The sequence below is a fragment of the Variovorax sp. PDC80 genome, from assembly GCF_900115375.1.
GTDB lineage: Bacteria > Pseudomonadota > Gammaproteobacteria > Burkholderiales > Burkholderiaceae_C > Variovorax.
Genome location: NZ_FOWG01000020.1, coordinates 23799 through 46080, shown reverse-complemented (window position 1 = coordinate 46080; position 22282 = coordinate 23799). Strand labels below are relative to the sequence as shown.

Sequence of the window (22282 nt, the reverse complement as noted above, 5' to 3'; positions counted from 1 at the left end):
GCTCGACGGCGACAAGCCCCACCGCGCTGCCATGATCGCCAAGGTCATCGTGACCCTGTCGTGGGCCGCGCTGGGCTTCGCCCTGGCCGCCGGCGTGCTCGCCGCCTTCGGGGCGCTGCTTCACGTCTTCGCGCTGGCCGGCGGCCTGCTGCGCGGCTTCCGGCACGACGACACCGCCGACGACCGCCGCCAGGCGACGCATCTGCTGGCTGGCGCCGGCATCTGTGCGCTGATCGCTGCGGCCGTTGGGGGCCTGGTGCTTCTCATTGCGTCATTCCAATGAGTGAGGCTTCCGCATCGCGTTGAAAACAGGGTGGCCCAGCGGGGACCCCGTCTCGACGCCTTCGCTTCTCCAGCGCGTCAACGCAGCAGCGAACGCCGCCTTTTGGCCGAATCCAGCCGTTGCCTACACGTGTCCCAAATCATCGAGCCGGCGAAGCTCCTCGGCCCCCTCCTCTGATGCCTGCAAGATGTTTCGCAGGATCTCGGGAGTGATGGGCCGGCCAGCCTCACTGACAAGAGGCCGATGCCCGCCGCGCTCCAGTGCAGCAAGCACCGCACGCGCTTTGGCAAAGACGTCTTCCGTTCGATCGGAGAAAAGCGCCTGATCGAACACGGGCTTCCCGGTGGAAAGGCGGTCTCGCACATCGAGAACGCCGAGCTTTGTCACGCGCCGGATTTCGCTCACCAACGAAGCGGACGGGTCGCACGGCGCTGTGGAAATGGTCACGCGGCTCATCTTCGTTGGGAGGCGACAGGGAATGGATGGTCTTGGCCGGATGCTACCGCCATGGACATGCCGGCAAACGAGGATCGCCTCCCCCAAAAAGAAAACGCCCGATGAGATTCATCGGGCGTCCATCGCCGGCTTCAACGGGCCGGCTCCGTGTCCTTCTCAGGCATCAGCCTGTGAAGAACGGATCAGGGGAAGCTTGGCAGGCCTCTCAAGCCCCATGCGCCTCGCTCGCCGGCACCACCGCCGGCCCCTCGCGCCGCGCCTTCTGGATCGAACGCACGAAGGCCACGAGCTGCCACACCACGAACACGCCGATCAGGCCCAGCAGCGTGGCGCTGATCGGGCGGTTCACGAACACGCCGAAACTGCCGCGGCTGATCAGCATGGCGCGCCGGAAGTTCTCCTCCAGCATCGGCCCGAGGATGAAGCCCAGCATCAGCGGCGCGGCGTCCAGCTCCAATCGCATGAAGGCGTAGCCGAGGCAGCCGAACACGGCGGTGATGAAGATGTCGTCGAGGCTGTTGTTGACGCTGTAGGTGCCGATGCAGCAGAAGAACAGGATCGACGGGAACAGCACGGCGTACGGGATCTTGAACACCGACAGCCAGTAGCGCACCAGCGGCACGTTGAGCGCGAGCAGGAAGCAGTTGCCGACCCACATGCTGGCCACCAGGCCCCAGAACAGGTCGGGGTGGCTGGCGATCATGTTCGGACCGGGCTGGATGCCCTTGATCACGAACGCGGCCAGCATCAGCGCCATCACCGGGTTCTCGGGGATGCCGATGCTCATCAGCGGGATGAAGCTGGTGCGCGCGGCGGCTTCGTCGGCCGCGGCCTGGCCGGCCACGCCCTCGATGCAGCCGGTGCCGATCTCGTGCTTGTACTTGCTGACCTTCTTGTCGATGGCGTAGGCCGCAAACTGGGCGATCGAGGGACCGCCGCCGGGCAGGATGCCGAGGAACGAACCGATGGCACCGCCGCGCAGCGCACTCGGAATGATGCGCTTGAACTCGGCCCAGGTCGGGATCAGGTTGATCTTGCCGTTGAAGGGCGAGCGCTCCTCGCGCGCGTCGAGGTTCTTGGTGATCTCGGCGATGCCGAAGCAGCCCAGCGCGATGCTCACCAGGCCCACGCCATCGGCGAGGAAGGGCAGGTCCATGGTGTAGCGCTGCATGCCGCTGTTGACGTCGGTGCCGATCTGGCCGAGCAGCACGCCGATGAAGCACATCGCGAGGCCGTTGAGCAGGCTGCCGGTGGTCACGAAGCTCACGCAGACGAAGCCCACGAGCATCATCGAGCAGTAGTCGGCCGGGCCGAACAGGAAGGCCACCTCGCCGAGCATCGGCGCCATCCAGGCCAGCACGACGATCGCGATGGTGCCGCCCACGAAGCTCGAGAAGCCCGCGGTGAACAGCGCCAGGCCGGTCTGGCCCTTGAGCGTCATCGCGTACCCGTCGATGCAGGCCACGATGCTGCTGGCATGCGGGATCTTCATGGTGATCGCGCTCACGCTGTCGCCGTACTGGGCGCCGTAGTAGATGCCGGCCAGCATGATCAGCGCGCCGCCGGTGGGGATCGAGTAGGTCAGCGGCAGCAGCAGGCTGATGGTGGCCAGCGGGCCCAGGCCCGGCAGCAGGCCCACCAGGGTGCCGACGGTACAGCCGATGGCGCAGAACAGCAGGTTCTGCATCGTGAGCGCGTGCGAGAAACCGAACGCGAGATTGTTCAAGACTTCCATGGCTTCGTCCTCAGAGCAGGGGCAGGTTCAGGCCCAGCAGCTTCTGGAGCGCGAAAGCCATCGCGATCAGGCCGAGGGAAATCTTGACGTTGCGCACCCACGAGTACGAGAGGCCGGCAGCCGTCGAGGCGAACACCATGAACACGATGCCCGCGACCATGTTGATGTGCTCCGAGATCAGCGCGAAGCCGCAGAGGCTGCCGATCACGATGCCGATGTTGCGCAGGTTGAGTTCCATCGGCTGGCGCGCGACGAAGCGCGAGCGGATCACGGTGGCCACGCCGATCAGGCCAAGCAGCACGCTGACGATGAACGGGAACATGCCGGGCCCGGCGCGCGAGAAGTCGCCGATCGGGTAGTTGCGCGCGGCGGTGATGCCGAACAGGAGGGAAATGGCAATGAGGAAGAGCCCTCTGCCTAGGTTGCGGTCGTTCATGTCTGTCTCTGTGGGCGTGCCTGCGCAGCGCGCCTGCGGCCTGTTGTGATGGAGGCAGGGATGCTCGGCGTCGGCGGCTGACCGAAAACTGACACGCGGGCCTCGGGAACTACGTACGGCCGACTACGCCGCAGGTAATCGACGGGCCGCGCCGGTGCGGCGAGGATGCGCGCCTTGCGCCGCTTCTACGCGTTTACCCGAATACCGGAGTCCGCTTGAATCCCTTCCGAACCCTCGCCCCGATCCGCCCCGCCTGGCTGCTGCTGGCCGGCGCGGTCCATGTCGCCGCGCTCGCGCAGACCGCGACCGTGACGGCCTCGCCGCCTCCCGCAGCGGCCACCGCACCCGCGAACGCACCCGACGCCTGCAGGCTGATGCCGCGCGCCGACATCGAGGCGCTGTTCCCCGGACGCCCGGTCACCGACAAGGGCCCCACGCTGAGCCCCCTGAGCCGCGGCCCGCAGTACGCCGAGAGCTGCGCCTACGTGGTGCGGCTGCCGAGCCCGACCTCGACGCTGGACTTCGCGCGCTTCGCGAGCCTGACCGTGGTGCGCTGGGGCGACTCGCCCGTGGTCGGCCGCGGCACCGCCAAGGACAGCTTCGCCTCGATCCGCACCGCGCGCGAACGCGTGGCCACCGACCCCAAGCTCAGCCTGCGCATCGAGCCGCTGGCCGGCGTGGGCGAGGAGGCCTTCATGGAGACCAGCGCGCACCGGGTCGCGGTCTATGCGCGCAAGGGCGACCTGATCGTCTCGACCAGCCTCGATGCCTATTCGAGCCAGACGCCCGGCAACGCCAGCGCGCTCGCGCGCCAGGCGCTGTCGCGCTGGCAGCCGGGCACCGGCATGGTGGCGGCCGCGGCGCCGATCGCCACCCAGGCGGCGGTCGAGGTGCCGGCCGACACGCGCGTGTCGCAGACCGCGCCCGCCGACCAGTGGCCCGATGCCTGCGCGCTGATGACGCCCGAGGACGTGAAGGCCGTGTTCCCCGACATGACGATCGCGGCGCCGGTGCAGTTCAAGGGAAAGATCACGCACGAGTCGCGCGAGAACCGCATCGAGGAGATTCCCAAGCCGATCGGCTGCCTCTACAACGTGCGCCGCACCGACAGCCTCGACGGCAAGCGCGTGACCGTCTCGCACCAGGTGCAGATGAGCGTGCGCAACCTCGCGTCGACGCCCGCGTTCTCGCAGCGCTACTTCGAGATCTCGCGCAAGGTGGGCGAACCCAAGACGCCGGTGACGGGCCTCGGCGACGAGGCGAACATCGACATCCTCAACCGCATCCAGATCCGCAAGGGCCTGCTGAGCGTGGAGGTGCGCGTGGGCGGCGGCGAGCGCGACGCGGCGCTGCACGCGGTAGCACGCGAGCGCGTCAATGCGCTGGCCGCGCGCGTGGCGGCGAAGCTGCCCTGAGGCCGCGCCGACGCCGACCTCACCGCTTCAGCAGCAGGCCTCCGCGTCGGCATCGGCGTCGCTCATCACCTCGCGCGTGTGCGCATCGGCCGCGAACCACAGCTCGATGCGCAGCGACGAGGAATTGATGTCCTGCGGAATGCCGAAGGCACTCTGGAAGGTGGAAAAGTTCAGCACGCCCAGCGGCGTGTCGAAGCTGAGGTTGAGGCTCGGCGTGGCGAGGCCGAGCGAGGGCACCTCGGGCAGCCGGCCGTAGCGGCGGTGCAGCGAGTCGGCCAGCCGATCGACGCGCGGCCGCAGCGACGGACGCAGCCAGCTCTCGGTCTGCAACTGCGCGAGCAGGCTGGCGCCGACCTGCGCCGCGTTGCGCGAATGGCTCAGCAGGCCGTCGTCGTGCGCCACGCAGTCGATCATGTCCAGGCCCTCGAAGCGGTGGTCGACGGCCTCGCAGTAGCCGGGCATCACGACCGTGCAGAGCCACTGGCCCGCGCAGTTGGTCGCGAGCATCTTCCAGTCGGGATCGAACACCAAGCCGGGCAGCGGGTTGTGCAGCTGCACCATGCGCTGCAGCGCGGCCTCGTTGGCATCGGTCATGCCGATCCACGACGCGCCCTCTTCGCTGGCAACGGTGGTGAAGCCGCCGAGCGACAGTGCCGCGTTGCGCAGCGAGGTCGGCGCCTCGACCTCGTTCATCCAGGCCAGCAGCAGGTCGCGGCTCGGCGCGGCGCGGCCGGTCTCGAGGAAGCTGACGTGCCGCTGGGAGACGCCCAGCCGCAGCGACAGATCGAGTTGGGAGATGTTCTTGCTCGCCCTCGTATGGCGCAGCAGCAGAGGCAGGCTCATGGGATCGGGGTCCAGGGATCGAAAAGCCCGCCATTGGACCTGAACGAGGGGCGAAACGCTTCGTCGCGAACGCAACAAACCCGCGTAATCCGGGTAACAGGCGGTAGCGCCTTTGCACATGGTGCGCGGCCATTATCTGGAAGGTTATCGACGCCCTCCAGCCAGGGCGGCAACATGCCCTTCGCACCGGTGCCAGAGGCCTCTCGCGCACGGGTCGCAGCGCCGGTCCGGCGTTCCCCGGACCGCACGCTCGCCGCGCGACACGCGCGGCCTCCAGCCTCCTCGTCCACCGCATCGAACCCTTGCCCGCCGCCCATGTCTTCCTGCCGTACCGACGCAGCGCGCGCTCGTCCGAGCTGCCGCAGCCGCGCGCCGAAGCGCCACTGTCCGCCATGCCATCGGAAAACCCGGCGGTGCGCGGCATGACGGGACTGTCGCTGCACAGCGCGGCGCCGGTTCGTTTCGTCGCGGACGACCCGCTGCCGCACGCCGTCGACGGCGCCGCCGCGGCCGGCGAGGACGACCCGCTGCTGCGCATGCGCCCGATGCTGCAGGCGCTGGGCTTCCAGTGGTTCGCCTACGGCACCGTGGCGCTGGCGCAGGGCCGGTGGCGGCCCTCGAGCTTCTTCACCGGCCATGCCAATCCGCGCTGGACCGAACGCTATTTCTCGCAGCAATACCAGGAGGTGGATCCGCGCGTCGATGCCGCGCAGCGCAGCGCCGGCCCCTGGGTCTGGGACCGCGACAGCCTGGCGCGCCAACACCCGCCCGAGGACGCCCGCTTCGCGCTGCACGAACGCTTTCTCGAGGACCTGCGCGCCAGCGGCATCGGCAGCGGCGTGCTGTTCCGGCTGCCGGCACCGCCGCTGTCGTTGCCGCTCGGCGAGCACACGCTGGTGAGCCTGCAGTCGGAGCGCACGGACAGCGCGTGGATCGGCGCCGGCATCGTCGCGCTGGCCCGCATGCTGGCCGAGGACTTCCACCGACGCGTACAGTCCTGCGGCCTCGCTTCGGCGCCGGCCGCGGACCGGCTCGGCGACATCGGCAACGCTTCGAGGATGCTCAGCGCGATGCAGCTGCGCATCCTCGAGGAACTGCGGCAGGGCCGCGGCGACAAGGAGATCGCGCACCGGCTGCAGGTGTCGGGCCATGCGGTCGACTACCACCTGCGGCAGCTGCGCGCGCGCTTCAAGGTGCGCAACCGCGTGCAGCTCGTGAACGCGGCCGCGCGCGCGATGCTGCCGGGCGCACCGGCCGCCTGAGCGCGATGTGCGCGAGGCCTTTCGGCCTCACTCCTGCGGAAAACTCGCCACCAGCAGGCGCACCAGCTCGGCCTGCCGCTGCACGCCCAGCTTGGCGAAGATCTGCTTGAGGTACTGCCGCGCGGTGCCCGCCGACAGCGCCATGAGCCCGGCCGCGCCGGCCAGGTCCTCGCCCTTGCCGAGCAGCACGGCCAGCTCGGCCTCGCGCGCCGTGAGCCCGTAGGCCTCGACCAGCCGGGCCGCGGCGATGGTGCCGTCGGTGCCGGCGTTGTGCACCATCACCGCGACGCGCGCGCTGCCGAACTCGGCCTGCGCCGAGAGGCTGGCCGCCGGCACGATCGACAGGATCAGCGGCCGCAGCGGCAGCGCGCGCCGGATGGTGACCGGCAGGCCCTGCGCCGCCACCGCGCCATCGCTGAGCGCCGCGCGGCGCGACTCGGGCGCGAGCTCGGCCGCGAGCCGCACCGCCTGCTGCAGCCGGCGGTCTTCCGCGCCGTCGCGCGCGCGCAGGCCTTCGCGGTCGGCGCGCAAGCCGCAACCGGGCTGCGCCAGCAGCGCGCTCGCGCTGCGGTTGAGGAACACCACGCGGCCCGCGGCATCGAGCAGCAGCACCGCCTGCGGCGCCAGGTTCAGCATGTCGTGCGCCGCATCGACGCTGGCGCGCGTGCGCTGCCGCAGTTGCGCATGCAGCTGCTCGATGGTCCGCAGGTGCGGCACCAGCGCCTGGATCGAGGCCAGCTCGTCCTCGCGGAAATCGTGGCCCGACTCGAGCGAGCGGCAGTAGCTGAGGCCGCGCCAGCCGTCGTGCTCGCGCCAGTACGACACCGCGGCCAGGCCGCCGTTGAGCGGCCGCAGTACCTCCTGGTAGAGCTCGGTGCTGGCCATCGCCCGGCGGCTCAGGAAGGTGGAGGTGCGCACCGGCAGGCCCGAGGCCGTGAGCCGGACCAGCGACTCGTGGTCGGCCATCGTGAGCCACTGGCCGAGCTCGCGTTCCTCGACCTGGCCGAACTGCGTGCAGGCGCGCCACGCGGTGTCGCCGTCGTGCATGCTCGTCATCACCACGTGCTCGGCGCCGATGCACTCGCGCAGCACGTTGAGGTCGATGCCGCCGGCACCCGGCGCCGCCACCTCGGCATACAGCCGCCGGACCGCGTCGGCCAGCGCCGTGGATTCCAGACCCATGTTCCCTCCTGTTCGGGAGTAGCGCGCGCGGGCGCGGATGCGCAGACTCCCTCCTCTGCTGTCATTGGCCGGACGGCGGTCGCGCCACGGCGCGCCGCAACGCGTCCGGGCCGTGCCGGCGTTTGTCGTGAATCCGCATGGCGCCGTCCTTCCTCACCCTTTCACATGCACCCCCGGATGCCACCCGCCGCGACGCATTGCTGCGCGTCGCGCGCGGCGGCGCCGGCGTGCTCCTGTTGTCGGGCTCGCGTCGCGCGCCAGCCTCGGCGGCCTCGAGCGAGGCCTTCTCCCCTGTGTCTTCCGCGCGGTTGCGCTTTGCCCTGCCGCTGCTCGACGAGGCCCTGGCCTCGCGCGCCGCATGGGAACCGCTGCTGCACCCGCTGTGCGCCGCCGTCGGCTGCGCGCTCGAGACGGCCACGCTGTCCAGCCTCGAATCGCTGGCACGGGCCGTCGCGCACGCCGAGGTCGACGCCGGCTTCCTGGCCCCCGAGGCCGCGCTGCAGGCGGTGGTCGAGGGGCGGATGCGGATTCTCGCCCAAGCGAAGCGCCCGGCGACGCAAGACCCCAACCGCGCGGTGCTGCTGGTGCGCCGCGCGGCCCCGCCCGACGCGCTCGACCGGCTGCTGGCCGAGCCCCAGGACTGGCGCATCGCCTACGGCGAGCGGCGTTCCATCGCGGGCTATGTGCTGCCGCAGGCGCGGCTGTTCCTGCCGCGTGGCATCGACATGGAGACCGCCTTCCGCACCGAGACCGTCGGTTCCACCTTCGCGGGCAGCCTCGCGCTGGCCAACGGCGATGTCGACATCGCGACCGGCACGCTCGACGACCACCGCCTGTTCTGCCGCCGCTTTCCGCCCGAGGGCCGGCAGCTCAGGATCGTCTGGCAATCGGAGCCCCTGCCCGCCGAGCGCTTCGCCATCCGCGCCGACTGGCCGCGCGCCACGCGCCAGGAGGTCCGCCGCTTCCTGCTGCGCTATGGCGCCGCCGCCGGGCCGCGCAGCGCCCGGGAGCGCGCCGTGCTGCGCGCGCTGAACGCGCCGGCCGGCTACGAGGCGGCACCCCACGCGACCCTGCTGCCGGTGGCGCAGCTGCAGCGCGACCTGGCGCTGCAGCGCGTGCGCGCCGCCCAGTGGACCAGCGACGCCGCGCGCGGACGCCGGCTGGCGCAGATCGCGGCCGAGTACGAGCGGCAGAAGGCGGTGCTGCTGCGCGACGAGGAGCGGGTGGCGAGTTGAGTGCCGGTGCGTCATGGCCACCGGTTCCGGTGGACTTTGCCGCTGCCCGCCGCGGGCTTCGTGCGAGGATGGCGGCCGCCCATGCCCGCCAACGTCACTCCACCGCCCCTGAAACTCTGGCACGTCAGCGAACAGCCCGACATCGCCGTCTTCGAGCCCCGGTTGCCGCCGAACCGCGACGCGGCCGTGGCCACGCCCGTGGTCTGGGCCGTGGACGACGCCTGCCTGCCGCACTACCTGGTGCCGCGCGATTGCCCGCGGGTCGCGTTCCGCGCGCTGCCCACGACCACGCCGCGCGATCTCGCGCATTTCTTCGGCGATGGCAGCAGTCGGCACGTGCTGGCGATCGAGCAGGACTGGCATGCGCGCGCGCAATCGACGCCGCTGTTCCTGTACGCGCTGCCGGCCCGGTCGTTCCGCTGCATCGATGCCAATGCCGGCTACCACGTGTCGGACCAGACGGTGCGCCCCGAGGCCGTGCACCGCCTCGCGCAGCCGCTGTCGCTGCTGGCCGAACGCGGCGTGGCGCTGCGCGTGATGCCGCAGCTCTGGCCGCTCGCGCGCGAGGTGGTCGCATCTTCGCTGGGCTTCTCGTGCATCCGCATGCGCAATGCACGCGCGCAGGACTGAGGACGACGGACGAAGCCCCGCCCCGCTGCCGTTAAGCTTGCCCGCGCGCCCCGCTCCTTGATGCCCTCGCCTTCGATGCTGCTTCGCCGTCCCGCCCTTCTGCTCGCCACCCTCGCCGCCATCGCCGCGCTGGCCGTCGCCGGCTACGGGGGCGCCACCTACTTCAACCTCAACCCCGCGCGCGAGGTCGGCGCGGTGGTCGACGAGTTCAACGGCGTGAAGGTCTACTACAACGGTGGCGTGAACAACGCCGAGGGCCGCGCGCTGTCGAGCGACGGCTACAACCTCGGCATCCAGTACCAGTGCGTGGAGTTCGTCAAGCGCTACTACTTCGAGCGCTTCGGCCACCGCATGCCCGACGCCTACGGCCACGCCAGGGACTTCTACGACGCGGCCACGCCGCAGGGCATGCCGAACACGAAGCGCGCGCTGCTGCAGTACCGCAACGGCCAGGCCGAGAAGCCGAGGGTCGACGACCTGATCGTGTTCGCGCCGACGCTGCTCAACCGCTATGGGCATGTCGCGATCGTGGCGAGCGTGGGAGACCGCGAGATCGAGATCGTGCAGCAGAACCCCGGGCCGTTCGGCGAGAGCCGCGCGCGGCTCGCGCTCGATGCGCAGGGCGGGAACTGGCGCGTAGAGGGCGGCACCCTGGGCTGGCTGCGGCGCGCGCAGGCACCGTCTTGAGCCAGGCGACGCGCGGGTGAGCCTTCCCCGCCTCAACGCCAGGGGCGCATCTCCACACGCAGGGTGCCCGTGAGGCCGGGCCGGACGTCCTGGATGATCGTCATGTCGAAGGCATAGCCGTCGGTCCCCACCAGCGGGTACAGCGTGGCCTCGATGCCGGGCTTGCCCGGATGAACGTCCTGCGCGCCATAGAAAACGCGCCACCCGTACTTGGCGGCGGCATCCGGAAAGGCCTCGACGATGATCAGGTCGCGATAGACGAAGCCGCCTTCGTAGTGGCGCTTGAGGAACAGCAGCCCGTCGATCTCGTAGTCGGGCACCAGCACCTTGATGTCGAAGGCGAAGCTGACCGAGCCCGAGGCCACCACGCTCTTGCTCGGGTCCAGGAACAGCGAGAACAGGTGCGGGCTCTTGCTGCGGTCGGGCGTGCGCTGCTTGCCCTTGGCCGGAAACAGCTCGTCGTAGCCGCGGAAGATGGCCGAGTTCTCGCGCGCCTCGCGCCGCGTGATCTGCCACTGGGCACCGCGCACGCTGGCCACCACCTCGAACTGGTAGGAGGCCTTCACGCTCTTGCCCTTGTCGAGCGCCGCCTGCACCTCTTCCGGCAGCGTGATGTCGTCGATGTCGAGGATGCCGTCGGCGCGCAGCTGGCCGAACAGGAAGCGCGTGAGGTTCTGGTAGCCCTCTTCCGAATTGACGATGCCGTAGTGCCCCGAATGGCTGCGATTGACGAAGGCGCGCGGGGAACCGACGTCCGTTCCGTCGGCCGCCAGCCCGTGGGTGGTGGCGTTCTCGATACGCACCAGGCCGTCGCTGGCATCGCCCGCGGCCCATGACGAGAGGCCGCCCGCCACTGCGTAGTCGCGCGCGTTGGTGCCCACCAGGTTGAACACCCGCTCGGGCGGGAAGTTCGTCACCAGCGACACGTCGTCGCCCTTGGGAACGGCCATGTAGCCGGCCATGCGCTCGCGGTTGAAGTTGTTGACGTCGCCGAAGGACAGCCAGCCCGGCACGTTGCGCACGATGCGCATGTCGATGCCGTTGTGCGGCGTGGCGTAGGTGAAGAGCTTGTCGACCGCCGCGCGCGCCTCGGCCGAACCCAATTTCGGGTTCTGCAGGAAGGCGCGGCAGACCAGGCCGCCCATCGAATGCGCGACCAGGTAGACCTTGAAGTCCGCCGGCGACATCGCGTTCTTCGGGTTCGCGCACACCCGCTCGCGCAGGCGCAGGATCAGCTGGCCGAGCCCCTGCGCGAAGGTCTCGATCGGCGGCGTCTTGCCGTTGCCGAAGTCCTTCGAGGCATCGTCGTAGTAGCGGTAGATGACGATGCTGCGGTAGGGCACGGCCTGGTCGGCGCGCGTGGCGGCCATCAGGTCGTCGCCATCGACGAACACGTCCTCGTAGCGGTGGTCGCCCATCAGCCGGACCAGCGGCGACTCGAAGTAGAAGCGGCGCATGTCGCCGGTCCAGGCCATGCGCGTCTTGGTCGAGCCGATGTTGAAACCCATGTACGGATCGGCCACGGTCTCCTCGATCTCGCCCTGCGTGGCGGCGAAGCCGCGCACGTAGATGATGGGGTGGTAGGGATGCTGTGCGTTGCTCATGGTCGGCGTTCCTCAGAGACCCGCGTAGTCGATGAAGCCCTTGTTCACGCTGTTGACCTTGCGGGTCAGCCGGAACACGCCGATCCCCTCGCGCGATCCGCCGACATTCGAATTGCCCTCGAGCGTCGTCATGATCCCGCCCGTCACGCTCTCGACCAGGCCGGTATGACCCAGGCCGCCACCGTGGTCCATGATGAAGATCATGCCGGGCTGCAGCACCGCGGGGTCGGCCTTGGCCGCGGATGCGTTGATGCGGCGCGCGCCCTTGGAAGGCGCGCCGCTCCAGTGCGCGAGGCAACCCGCGGTCTTGAACAGGGGGTTGGCGCGGCCGAGCTGCCGGGCCGCCTGCTCGAAGCACCAGTAGACGTAGGCCGCGCACCACGAGTGCCCGCCGCCGAGCCCGGTGCTGCGCAGGTAGGCCTCCACGTCGGGCCCCCGGTTGGAACCGGGCGGCACTTCACGCACCTGGCGCGCTTCCTCGCCCGACGCAACCGCCAGTGCGCACTTCAGCAGATCGTCGGTGGTGCTGGTGGCCACGGGCACCTGGTCGTCGCCGAACAGGGCCGCCCAGGTGATGCTGCCGACCTCGCCGTCGATCTTCAGCGCATGGCCTTCGCTGTCCACGCTGCGCGACTGGAAGAGCTTGACCGCGCTCTTCATCATCGGGCCGAAGCTGGGCTGCTGGGGATCGAGCTTGACCGCCTCGTCGCCCTTCAGGACCAGCACCCGGTTCAGCCGGTTCTTGAGTTCCTTGACGATGCGGGCATCGGTTTCGCCCTGCTTGATGACGCGGCCGGGATATTGCATGGCATGGTCCCCCAAGTTGATCGAATCGACCTCGAATCCACCGTGCGACTGACATGCCCGCCGTTGCACGCGGGCCCTGTCCTTGTTGTTGTGGGTTCGAGTCTTTCACCGCCGCCATCCCACGCCTATATCCCGCTTGCTCTACTTCCTCGGGAGGATGGTCGGTGCCGGGCGCGCGCCTTACCGTCACGGCCATCGGCAGGTTCCCTGCGGCACGGCGGACTTCGCGTCCGGTTCCCCATGAGCGATCTTCCTTCCCAGAAATCGTGGCTGGAACGGGCCACCACCGCGGTGGGCATTGCGGGGTCGCTGGTCACCGTCGCGCTCACGGCCTGGAACGCCCAGACCAAGCAGCAGATCGATCAGCGCGAGGCAGACCTCAAGATGCAGACCGCCGCGCTCGACGCCGAACTGCGCCGGCGCAGCACCAGCGTGGAGGAGTCCAAGGAGCGGGTCGAGCGCTACAAGTGGGTCTATGGCCTCGTGCCCGAGCTCAGCGCGCCCGACGGTTCCAAGCGCAACGCGGCACTGGCCATGGTGCGGCTCGCGCTCTCCAAGGAAGAAGCCGAGGGCCTGCTGGCCGGGCTGCAGCAATCGCCCGATGAACAGGTCCGCAAGGCCGCGGCGCAGGGCGTGGCCACCATCGCCAACATCGAGAACGCCGAACTCGTGCGGCTCGTGTCGCAGGTGAATGCCGCCGGTGCCGACGAGCGCCGCCGCGCGACCAGTCGCCTGCAGCGCGACTTCAACGATTCGGCCGAGGCCATTTCGCTGGCGTTGAAGCTGCTCGATGCGAGCCAGGTCGACAAGCTGTCGCCGAGCGGGTTGATCAACGTTCTCTATTTCCTGTCGCGCACGGATCCGCGCGCGTGGACGCCGACGGAAATCGCCGCGGCCAACCGGGTGCTGCCCGGCGTGCGTGCGCGCAATGCCGGGCCGCAGACGCAGGCCGAACTGGGGCGGGTGGAGGACACGGTGAAGGCGGCGGGGCGGCAGTAGCTCGCGTCGCGCCAGCCGCCCGCCGCGGCGATCGCGATCTTCCGGCCCTGCTTTGCCGAGAAGATCATCGCGGGGCCGCGACGATGAACGTCAAAAGGGCAGCGCTAGCAAAGCAACCCACGGCAATCGAATGCCGTCATGAAGACGATGTAGGGACGGCCACCATCGTCGTAGCTCCGCCAGGGCCTGGCTCCCGTCGCGCCTTCGCGGTTGAGGATGGCCATCAGCTCCGCCGCCTGCTCGATGGTGTTCGGCCTGGCCGCCGTCGTCACGTCCACCGCCTTGAACTTGAAGCTCGACGCCTGCGCCTCGTCTCGAACGTAGAGGTTCACCAGCTTCTCGGCGACGAGGGCCGATGTCACGAACACCGAACCCTTGGCGCCCTGCTCGTTCTGCTCCGCGACGAAGCCGGTGCTCCCGCCGGACTTGGCGGTCACCAGCTCGAAGGCGCAGCGAGCCGTCGATGGCGTCTCCTTCACCAGGGCAAGGCCCGCGCCCCGAACCTGGGTGCCGCAATAGCCGAGCTTGCCCAGGTCGTTGAGCGGCCGAAGCAACTCCTCCGGGCTTCCGGCCATGAGAGGGACCTTGATCGCGTCCACGTACTCGTACTGGATCGCCTCACCCGTCACCTTGCTGAAGACATTCTTCGGCGAGGTACCGCCGCTGGGCGTGAGGCGATAGCCCTCCGCGCCCTGCGCCTGGAAGTCGGCCAGCGTCAGCGGTGCGCCCGTCGAGACGAAGCGATGGTCGTAGCGGGCCGTCTGGCCCTTGCGCTGGTAGATCGCTCGCCATTGGCCGCGCGCGGAGGCATCGACGAAGACGATCCGATCCAGCAGGTAGCCGGCGAAAGCGGGACTCGTGAGTTCCGTCGTGAAGGCATCGAAGCCGCTTGCATCGACGTTCCCCAACAGGAAGGTGTAGGGCGTCGTCTGCATCGGGCGGGTGGCCGGTTGTTCCGTGGCGGGATCGGGCACGGTCGCAGGCGGATTGCGAGCCCCCTCGATGCCCGCCAGCGCGGCCGCCGTGGCCGGCGGCAGGCCGGCATAGCCGTCGCTTCCTCCTCCACCGCACGAGGCCAGGATGGCCGAGATTCCGAGCACGGTCGGCAGCAGGCGAAGCGATCTGTTCATTGCTTTCTTGTCGGGGCGGGAAAGCGACGCGACGGTGCATGCGCTTGCGGTCGCAAGAGACGCCCCTGCCGCTGGCACGACCAGCGCGAGCCTGCGGGCTCCGTGCGTCGACCTCTCTCCTCGTCCCCTGTGTAGTTTTGTGTGTCAGCGAATCTTACGTGGGAGATGCGCTGTCCCGGACGGCGCCGCTCGCTCGGCAGAAGAATTTCTTCTTACCGTTGCACGAATCGCACGCCTCATCCCCTGCGTCGTCCCCGCACGGCAAGCGAGCTGACGCTCTCCCCTCAGACCGCCCGCGACGGCCAGGTCCCGAGTTCGCGCTTGTAGGCACGCGCGAGGATCGCGCCGGTCGAGTAGCCCACCGCATCGGCCGCCTGCTGCAAGGTCAGCCGGCGTTCGCGCAGCAGCCGCGACGCCAGGTGGATGCGCCAGCGCGCCAGGTACTGCATCGGCGAGCGATTCATCTGCGCGCGGAATCGCGTGGCGAAGGCCGTGCGGCTCATGTGGCACAGCGCCGCGAGCGATTCCAGCGTCCATGGGTCCGCGGGCCGGGCGTGGATCGCCTCGAGTGCCGTGAGCAACCTCGCATCGGAAAGATCGGGGCCCGAGGCACCCGCGATGGGCATGCCCGCCTCCGGCCTGCGCAACCAGGCCAGCACCGCGTGCTGCATCAGCGCACCCAACAGCTCGGTCACGCCCACGCCGTTGCCGCCGGCCCTGCGGTCGGCCATCCAGCGCACCGCATCCGCCATGGCGCGCAGCCAGGGCGCGGCATCCGCGGCACGCAGGTGCAGCACGGACGGCAGCGATGCCACCAGCGGATGGGCGGCCAGTTCCATCGAGCGGTAGAAGCCGCCGCTCCACACGCTGTGGTCGCCGCCCGCGGGCGCGTGCCGATCGGCACCGGCGGAATGCGTCAGCAGTTCATCGAGGCTCGATGCGGGCAGGCCGGGGTCCGAGAAGACACGGTGCGCATCGCCGCGCGGCAGGAACACGACGTCGCCATGCCGCAGGTGCAGCGCCGGCTCCCCGCCGACCTGCAGCCAGCAGTCGCGGCCGCCGACCACGTACAGCGGCGTGCGCCGCAGGCTCTCGACGCGAACGCAGAAGCGGGGACCGAGCTCGACCTGGAAATGCAGGGCCGGCTCGAAGCGCATGCTCTGGACGACGGACTCGGGCGCGGCCTCGGGCACCGGGAAGCGAGGCGCCTGCCTGGCCAGCAAGGCCGCGAGCGCGGCCGAATCCCCATGCCGCCAGCGCTCCGAAGACCGCCCGGGTCGGCGCGGCGCGGCATGCGGCGACAACGGGGACGGGGTCTGTCCGCGCCGGCAGGAGAAGGACATCCAGAGCATGAATTCGTGGTGTAAGGGTGGTGGCATGGGCCCGAAGAACCCACCCGCGATTTGTAAGCCCTTCCCCTGCTTCCAGCCCCCTCCCATCCGTGAGTACCGACCCGGTTTTCGGGTCGGCCATTCGGTCTACGCCTCAGGCGCCGAGGCCGCTGCCATGCGCGGCGATCGGGATCACCGAGGAGCGCCATGCGCGCCGGGTGGTGCCCACGACGCGGGCCGCGGCCGGCGCGGCGGCGATGCGCTGCAGATAGGCCTTGAGCTCGGCGGCCTGCTCGTCGTAGCCGCGGATGCGCGGCAGCATCGCGTTGACGCCGCCGGCCGGCAGGCGATCGGGGCTGGCCAGCGTGTCTTCGATCGCGCCCCGGAATGCGTCGGTGTCGCCGATCTCGACCACGCGCCCGTTGACGCCGTCCACGATGTCCTCGACGACACCGCCCGCCGCGGTCGCGATCACCCAGATGCCGCGGGCCAGGGCCTCGCGCACCACCAGGCCGAAGCTCTCCTTCCACAGCGAGGGCACCAGCAGCACGTCGATGTCGTCGTAGAACGCGTCCATCTCGGCCTGCTCGAAGGGCGCCACCACGCGCACCTGGCCCGACACGCGCCACTCGGTGGCGGCGACGGACGCCGCCCCGGTGCGCAGGGCGATGTCGGTGATGACCAGCTCGTAGCCGCCCTCGCGCATGCCCTCCAGCACCTGCTGGAGCCAGAAGTAGCCCTTGTGCACCGCGCGGCCGCCGAGGTAGGCCATGCGCAGCGGCGATCCGGGCCGGCGCGCCGGCCGCGGGCGCGCGGGCAGCGGCACGCCATTGCGGTTCACCGCGATCTGCTGCGGCGCGACGCCGTTCGCCACGTAGAGCTCGCGCTGGAATTCGCTGGGCGCCAGCAGCAGGCTCGCGCGGTCGAGCACGTCGCCGAGGAAGAACCTGCGCTTGAAGGTGAAGCCGCTGTCCGGCACGCACTTGGAACAGGCGCGCAAGTCGATCGCCTTCTGGTTGCAGTACACGCCGTTGTCCTGCACCATAAACTGGCGCTCGCACAGCCACCAGGCGTCGTGCAGCGTGATGGCGTAGGGCACGCCGACCTCCACGCAGGCATGGGCCATCGTCGCGCCGAGCCGCTGCACCGAATGGAAATGCACGACATCGGGCCGCAGCGACGCCAGCAGCCGCGCGAAGATCTCGCCCACCTGCGGATCGTCGTAGTCGAGCGCGCGCTGCGTGTCGTCGGCCACCTGCACGGCGATCACCGGCAGCCCGTCGACCTCGTAGCGCATCACGCTGTAGGGCTCGAGCTCCGAGCCCAGGATGGCGGTGAAGACGGTGACGTCGCAGCCGTCGGCCTGCAGCCGGCGGCACAGCTGCTCCGCGACCACGGTCGCGCCGCCGAAGCTCACCGGGGCGAACAGCACGTTCACGGCCAGCACCTTGAGGCGCGTGGCGGGCGCCGGCAGCAGCGGCCCGATCACCTGCTGCAACTGCCGCGCGGCCACCACCTGCGGGTGATAGCGCGACAGCACGCTGCGGCGGGCTTCCTCCGCGATGCCGTGGCGCAGGCCGGCATCGAGCACCAGCCGGGTCAGGGCCGCCTCCCATTCCTCGGGCGTGTCGGCGATCATGCCCGTGCGGCCATGCTCGATGCCTTCACGGAACGGCCCCGTGCCCGAACAGATGCTCGGCACGCCGAGGATCGCCGCCTCGATGAACTTGATGTTGCTCTTGGCTTCGTTGAACAGGCTGTCCTCGAGCGGCGCGATGCTGATCTGCCACGAGGCGAGCGCGCGCAGGTAGTCGTCGCCCTGCAGGAACGGGATCTGGAACACCCGGTCGGCGAAGCGCCGGAACGGCGCCGGCAGCTCGAGCGGGCCATGGATGGCGAGCCGCACCTGCGGATGGCGCTGCATCACGGCCAGCAGCGCGGACGCCACGATGCCGAAGTCGCCGTCGTGCGTGCGCGAGCCGCTGCCGTAGCCGATGGTGACGAAGCGCGGATCGGTCTTGACCGGACGCCGCTCGAGTTCCGCGGCGAGCGCGAGGATGCCCTCGTCCAATGCATTCGGCACCACATGCGTCTTGCCGGGAACGATCTCGCCCATGCTGCGCGCGATCGCGGCCGTGCTCCCGATGCCATGCTGGCAGTGGCTCAGCATCTGCCGGTACTGCGCCGTCGTCTCCTTCGACGATGCCATGCGATCGGACGGAGCGCCCGAGGCGAGCAATTGCCGGCGATAGGCGTCCCAATCGAAAATCAGGTCGTCCACGTCGAAGAAGCTGGGCACGCCCAGCCGCCGGGCCTCGGTCGCCAGCAGCACCATGTGCGGCGCGGCCGGCACGCGGTAGAAGATCAGCAGGCCATGGAACGGCAGGGCCGCGCGGCAGGCCTCGGCGTCGCGCCAGCTGAGCACCGTGGTCTCGAGGCCCAGGTGCTCGAACATGTCGACCTTCTGGTCGACCCGGTAGCGCTTGCAGGCCGGTATCGCCAGCTCGGCGACGATGAGGATGCGCGCGCCCAGGCTCTGGCGCGACAAGGGCGTGAGCGGCGCGAGCCAGGGCCGGTGCCGCGCGGGATCGCGCGACGGCAGCGCGGCGATGGTGTCGAGCGACGGGCGGGCGCGCCCGGTCGATCGATGCGCGACCCAGCGCTGGGCCCAGCGCAGCAGCTGCCCGCGGCGCCGCTCGTAGAAATCGCCGTGGCGCGTGCCCGCCGGAAAGACGCGCAGCCGCAGCCTTCCGTAGAACAGCACCAGCTGCAATCCAAGGCTGGCTTCGAAGCCGTCGATGCGCGCGGCCTGCGCCGCGGCGTGTGCCTTCAGCGCGAGGATGCGGGCATCGCGCTCGGCGATCTCCACGTCCTTCTCGAGCGATTCGAAGTGCCGGGTCTCGAGCATTTCCTCGGCCCGCTCGCGCTTGGCCGTGACTTCCGCGGCATGGCTGCGCAGCCGTTCCAGCTCCTGCACCAGGCCCTCGATCCTGCGCGCGAGCACGCCGTCGAGCGGCGGCACGCGCGGGCCGAGGCACAGCACGCCGAGCCCCAGGCCCTGTTCGAATTCGAAGGACGGATGGCGTTGCCGCAACAGCGCCCAGAGGCGGCGCAGCTTGCGGCCGGCGCGGGTTCCGTGCACCAGCACGAGCGCCTGCGGGCCGAGCTTGGCGCGCCACGGCGCGAGGTCCAGCGTGGCCAGCCGCGCCGGGTCGCCGGCATCGACATGCAGCAGGTCGATGCTGCCGTCCGCGAAGGCCGCGGCCGCCTCGCGGTGGCCCGCGAGCCGCGTGTCCACCGTGTGGCAGGCCGCGCCACGCGCGGTGGACTGCCTGAAGGTGGCAGCCGGCACGCCGCCCTCAGCGCCGAGGTCGACGACGATGGCGGGCCGCGTGTGCTCGAGCAGCAGCGCAACGAAGGGCGCATGCACGCTCCAGGCGCGCGATGCCTGGGCCTGTGGCGCGGAGGGGCCCTTGGGTGCGAGGCCGCAGGCGGCGGTGAAGGTGGGGAGCGTGGACATCGGAAGGCTTTGCGCGGGCGAACTCGGAGCCCGACGATTCTTCCGACATGCGGCGCCACGGACTACAGCCGGCAGGACTGAAATCGCAGCCCGGCGTTCAGTCGTGCGGCCGCGCGCAGCCGCTGCCCTAGCCGCAGGCGGCGCGCACGATCTTGCCGGTGGCCGGGTCGGTCTCGATCGTCACGCGCTCGCGCCGGTAGTCCATCGTCGCGGGCTGTCCGGGTTGAAGCTGGCGCACGAGGGAGGCACCGGTCGACTGCCGGGCCTCGGCATCGCCGATGCGGTTCTTGCCCGCGAGGGCACTCGCCGCCTCCGGCCGGCAGATGCCGGAGGCGCCGTCGTCACGCGCCTGCGGCGCGCTGCAGGCGGCGATCGACAGGACGGCCAGCGCCAGGGTCGCGGCCGGTATCGGTTTCGAGGTGAAAGCCAAGGCACATCCTTTCCGGGAACATGAAGCAGTGCCTGCATATTCCACCATGGCCGCCGCGCCACGGCATCGTCGCGGGCCGGCGGCCGCTCACCCGATCGTGGTGCGACGGCGCTTCCATATGACGCCGTCCACCAGGTAGTGATGGAAGTTCAGGACGAAGTGCGCAATGAGAATGGTGGGAAGCCCGAGCCACAGCAGGCTCTCGCCGATGCGGCTGGCGGCGAGGTACAGGAGGGCACCGCCGATCGCGCAGGGCAGGAAGAAGCGCATCGGCGGCATCAGGACGGCGCGCCATGGCGCTGCGCGTGCCGGTGAACTTCTTGCCGTCTCACTCTCCTTGCCCGTCGTGTCGTCGCGCTGCCGTTGGCGATAGACGAACACCAGGTACTGGATGTTGTGCCAGACGTTGACCACCAGCCAGCCGATGGTGATGTCGCTGATCCAGACATAGCCGACCAGCGAAACGATCAAGTGGGACAGCACGAGGCTGTCGAACGGTCCCGCCGCCTGCCTCATGCGCCTGGAATACGCCAGGCATGCCAGCCAGCACGCGGCGCCGACGAGGGCTGCAATTCCCGCGGCCAGGGCCCACGCCTGCGGAACCGGCGGCAGCCAGATCGGGTATCCGAGGAAGCTGTCGGCGCCCTGTGCACTGCGATGCAGATAGCCCCATGCGGGGAACAGATAGATCAGCCCATAGGGCAGGCTTCGCCAGGGCATCGGGGGCCGCCGGTCGCAGCGCCTCGCGATGCCGTAGCACTGGCGGGAGACATGGAAGGACTGGGCCAGGAAATAGAGGGCGAACAGTCCGGCCGCCTCATAGGCCAGCGCGACGATGGTCAGGCCCGCGAGGATCAGGATCGGCGCGATGAAGACCAGCGCCTGGCGCATGCGGGGTCGCGAGGACATCGCGCCAAGGCGCGTGTAGGTCGCGACGATATGGGGATTGGCCAGCAGCCAGATGTCGATGTAGAGGATCGCCAGCATCATCGGCGTGGACCACGATGCCAGCGCGCCGGCCGCCAGCGCCGCGAGCAGGTTGCCGACGACCAGCCAATGCTCGCGTCGCATCGAGCCGATGGCGACGTTGCCCGACACGGACTGCGCGTGCGCCGTCATGTCGCGATGGGTGGCGTGGGCGGCGGCCGCGGCGATCCGAGGGGCGCCTGCTTGGGCGGGATCGAAAACACGGAGCCGGGGCGCAGATGGCGTTCGAGATCGGCTCGCATGGCTTCGTAGGCCGCGCTTCGGGCCGCCGTGAACCTCGACTCGAGCGTCGCGCGGCCCACGATGCCGGACAAGCCGGCCGGCGGAAGCTGCTGGTAGGGGTCGTACTCTTCGACGACCTCGCAGGGGTAGCAGCGTCCGTCCGCGTCGTACTGGCGGCGCAACTTCAGCGTGTAGATGGCACCGCCGTCCTTGCCCGGATCCACGGGGAAACTGAAAGCCAGCGTGTCTTCGGGCGTCCTGATGCCGCCAAGGCTTTCGACGGGGATGAAACCGGCATTCCTGTAGGCGCCCGCGACGGCCTCCTTGAGACTGGAGAATTCGATACCGGTGAAGGAGTTGCCGAAGAGGTTCCGCTCACCGGCCCACTGCCGCTTGTAGTTGAAGCGTTCCCACGCGGGATCCCTATGCCCGTTGGATTCGATCGTGGCGTACGCGTTGTCGATGGCCGGCACGAGCAGCGCGCTCAACTCGTACTGCGTCATCCATGGAAGCGTCTCGAACTCGGACGCGTTCCTGATCTCGGCGAACCGCAGGAAGCAGGGGTTGCACCGCTTTCTCTCGTCGGGCAACTCGTCGGCCGAGATGAAGATCATCGGCTTCGGCTCGACCTTCGGATAGGCATCGAACCTGAATTGAAAGATCGTCGACTTGTTCTTCTGCGCGTCCACGGCGACGAGAGAGAAGCCCGATTTCTGGAAAGCCTTGCTCACCATCGACCTGAATTCCGCGACGGTGATCTTCTGATAGGCCGCGGCCGGAACGGAGGGCCTTCCGATCTTGTAGCTGAGACCAAGAACGCCCTGCAACGGCTGCTGGGCGAAGGCAGCTAATCCGGCAAGCAGGCCGCAGCAGCCAATCAGGGCTTTGCAAAAACGGTAGATATCCATCACGCATGCTTTCTGTAAAAGCGCGCCGCGCGCGCCGCGTCGATCGGGGGTGGAAACCAACTTCGGGGACCAGGCCGAACACGCCGTGATGGGCGCAGCCACACGGCCCTCCTCGTCCCGCGTGTGCCTGCGGGACGCATCTTAGGTGGGAGAACAAGCGCGCCGATGACGGATCGATCC

General features: G+C 69.6%; 20 protein-coding genes. 7 read left to right on the top strand and 13 right to left on the bottom strand.

Features of this window, described 5'->3' with window-relative positions; all coding sequences use genetic code 11:
* Window positions 1-31 precede the first annotated feature (31 nt).
* Entirely contained in the window at window positions 32-283 is a 252-nt protein-coding gene (locus tag BM109_RS37870) for a hypothetical protein (RefSeq protein ID WP_093354921.1), read from the top strand.
* 123 nt (window positions 284-406) lie between these two features.
* On the opposite strand, the gene BM109_RS37865 is transcribed toward BM109_RS37870, so the two are convergent.
* The 3 genes from BM109_RS37865 to BM109_RS37855 form a co-directional block, all read right to left on the bottom strand.
* Window positions 407-739 carry a hypothetical protein gene (locus BM109_RS37865; protein ID WP_093354918.1) on the bottom strand — a complete coding sequence of 111 codons (333 nt, stop codon included), beginning with the start codon at window positions 737-739 and terminating at the stop codon, window positions 407-409.
* Window positions 740-944: 205 nt separating this feature from the next.
* Window positions 945-2474 carry a tripartite tricarboxylate transporter permease gene (locus BM109_RS37860; RefSeq protein WP_093354916.1) on the bottom strand — a complete coding sequence of 510 codons (1530 nt, stop codon included), beginning with the start codon at window positions 2472-2474 and terminating at the stop codon, window positions 945-947.
* 10 nt (window positions 2475-2484) lie between these two features.
* A complete protein-coding gene (locus tag BM109_RS37855; protein ID WP_177239571.1) occupies window positions 2485-2910 on the bottom strand; it encodes a tripartite tricarboxylate transporter TctB family protein in 426 nt (141 codons plus the stop codon).
* Between the two features lie 215 nt (window positions 2911-3125).
* Between BM109_RS37855 and BM109_RS37850 the strand changes: the two genes are divergently transcribed.
* Window positions 3126-4325 (top strand): hypothetical protein, encoded by a 1200-nt coding sequence (locus BM109_RS37850; RefSeq protein ID WP_093354913.1) that lies wholly within the window; start codon window positions 3126-3128, stop codon window positions 4323-4325.
* A 27-nt stretch (window positions 4326-4352) separates the two neighbouring features.
* On the opposite strand, the gene BM109_RS37845 is transcribed toward BM109_RS37850, so the two are convergent.
* The gene (locus BM109_RS37845) at window positions 4353-5168 is read right to left on the bottom strand and encodes an MmyB family transcriptional regulator (protein WP_177239570.1); all 816 of its coding nucleotides are present in this window, start codon (window positions 5166-5168) and stop codon (window positions 4353-4355) included.
* Between the two features lie 302 nt (window positions 5169-5470).
* Between BM109_RS37845 and BM109_RS37840 the strand changes: the two genes are divergently transcribed.
* On the top strand, window positions 5471-6430 hold the full coding sequence (locus tag BM109_RS37840; RefSeq protein ID WP_093354908.1) for a helix-turn-helix transcriptional regulator: 960 nt from the start codon (window positions 5471-5473) through the stop codon (window positions 6428-6430).
* A 27-nt stretch (window positions 6431-6457) separates the two neighbouring features.
* Here the strand turns inward: BM109_RS37840 and BM109_RS37835 are convergent, their stop codons facing one another.
* Entirely contained in the window at window positions 6458-7612 is a 1155-nt protein-coding gene (locus tag BM109_RS37835; RefSeq protein WP_093354906.1) for a helix-turn-helix transcriptional regulator, read from the bottom strand.
* Between the two features lie 197 nt (window positions 7613-7809).
* On the opposite strand from BM109_RS37835, the gene BM109_RS37830 reads away from it, so the two are divergent.
* The 3 genes from BM109_RS37830 (at window position 7810) to BM109_RS37820 (ending at window position 10164) form a co-directional block, all read left to right on the top strand.
* Entirely contained in the window at window positions 7810-8847 is a 1038-nt protein-coding gene (locus tag BM109_RS37830; RefSeq protein WP_177239569.1) for a PhnD/SsuA/transferrin family substrate-binding protein, read from the top strand.
* 81 nt (window positions 8848-8928) lie between these two features.
* The gene (locus BM109_RS37825) at window positions 8929-9477 is read left to right on the top strand and encodes a DUF6886 family protein (RefSeq protein ID WP_093354900.1); all 549 of its coding nucleotides are present in this window, start codon (window positions 8929-8931) and stop codon (window positions 9475-9477) included.
* A gap of 75 nt (window positions 9478-9552) precedes the next feature.
* Complete coding sequence (locus BM109_RS37820; protein ID WP_093354898.1) at window positions 9553-10164, top strand: CHAP domain-containing protein; 612 nt, start codon at window positions 9553-9555, stop codon at window positions 10162-10164.
* 32 nt (window positions 10165-10196) lie between these two features.
* Here BM109_RS37820 and BM109_RS37815 read toward each other — a convergent pair whose 3' ends face one another.
* Window positions 10197-11768 (bottom strand): PGAP1-like alpha/beta domain-containing protein, encoded by a 1572-nt coding sequence (locus BM109_RS37815; protein ID WP_093354895.1) that lies wholly within the window; start codon window positions 11766-11768, stop codon window positions 10197-10199.
* A gap of 12 nt (window positions 11769-11780) precedes the next feature.
* A complete protein-coding gene (locus BM109_RS37810; protein WP_093354893.1) occupies window positions 11781-12575 on the bottom strand; it encodes a CHAP domain-containing protein in 795 nt (264 codons plus the stop codon).
* A gap of 240 nt (window positions 12576-12815) precedes the next feature.
* Between BM109_RS37810 and BM109_RS37805 the strand changes: the two genes are divergently transcribed.
* Window positions 12816-13574 carry a hypothetical protein gene (locus BM109_RS37805; protein ID WP_093354890.1) on the top strand — a complete coding sequence of 253 codons (759 nt, stop codon included), beginning with the start codon at window positions 12816-12818 and terminating at the stop codon, window positions 13572-13574.
* Between the two features lie 104 nt (window positions 13575-13678).
* On the opposite strand, the gene BM109_RS37800 is transcribed toward BM109_RS37805, so the two are convergent.
* From BM109_RS37800 to BM109_RS37775, 6 genes are all read right to left on the bottom strand, one after another.
* A complete protein-coding gene (locus BM109_RS37800) occupies window positions 13679-14704 on the bottom strand; it encodes a hypothetical protein (RefSeq protein ID WP_093354888.1) in 1026 nt (341 codons plus the stop codon).
* A gap of 284 nt (window positions 14705-14988) precedes the next feature.
* Complete coding sequence (locus BM109_RS37795; protein ID WP_256223048.1) at window positions 14989-16056, bottom strand: AraC family transcriptional regulator; 1068 nt, start codon at window positions 16054-16056, stop codon at window positions 14989-14991.
* Between the two features lie 133 nt (window positions 16057-16189).
* Window positions 16190-19555 carry a glycosyltransferase gene (locus BM109_RS37790; protein ID WP_093354885.1) on the bottom strand — a complete coding sequence of 1122 codons (3366 nt, stop codon included), beginning with the start codon at window positions 19553-19555 and terminating at the stop codon, window positions 16190-16192.
* Window positions 19556-19682: 127 nt separating this feature from the next.
* Window positions 19683-19985, bottom strand: a complete 303-nt coding sequence (locus BM109_RS37785) for an I78 family peptidase inhibitor (protein WP_256223046.1) — start codon at window positions 19983-19985, stop codon at window positions 19683-19685.
* A gap of 87 nt (window positions 19986-20072) precedes the next feature.
* The gene (locus tag BM109_RS37780) at window positions 20073-21104 is read right to left on the bottom strand and encodes a hypothetical protein (RefSeq protein ID WP_093354880.1); all 1032 of its coding nucleotides are present in this window, start codon (window positions 21102-21104) and stop codon (window positions 20073-20075) included.
* Complete coding sequence (locus tag BM109_RS37775) at window positions 21101-22162, bottom strand: hypothetical protein (RefSeq protein ID WP_256223045.1); 1062 nt, start codon at window positions 22160-22162, stop codon at window positions 21101-21103. Before BM109_RS37775 ends, BM109_RS37780 begins: the two co-directional genes overlap by 4 nt.
* Window positions 22163-22282: the final 120 nt, after the last annotated feature.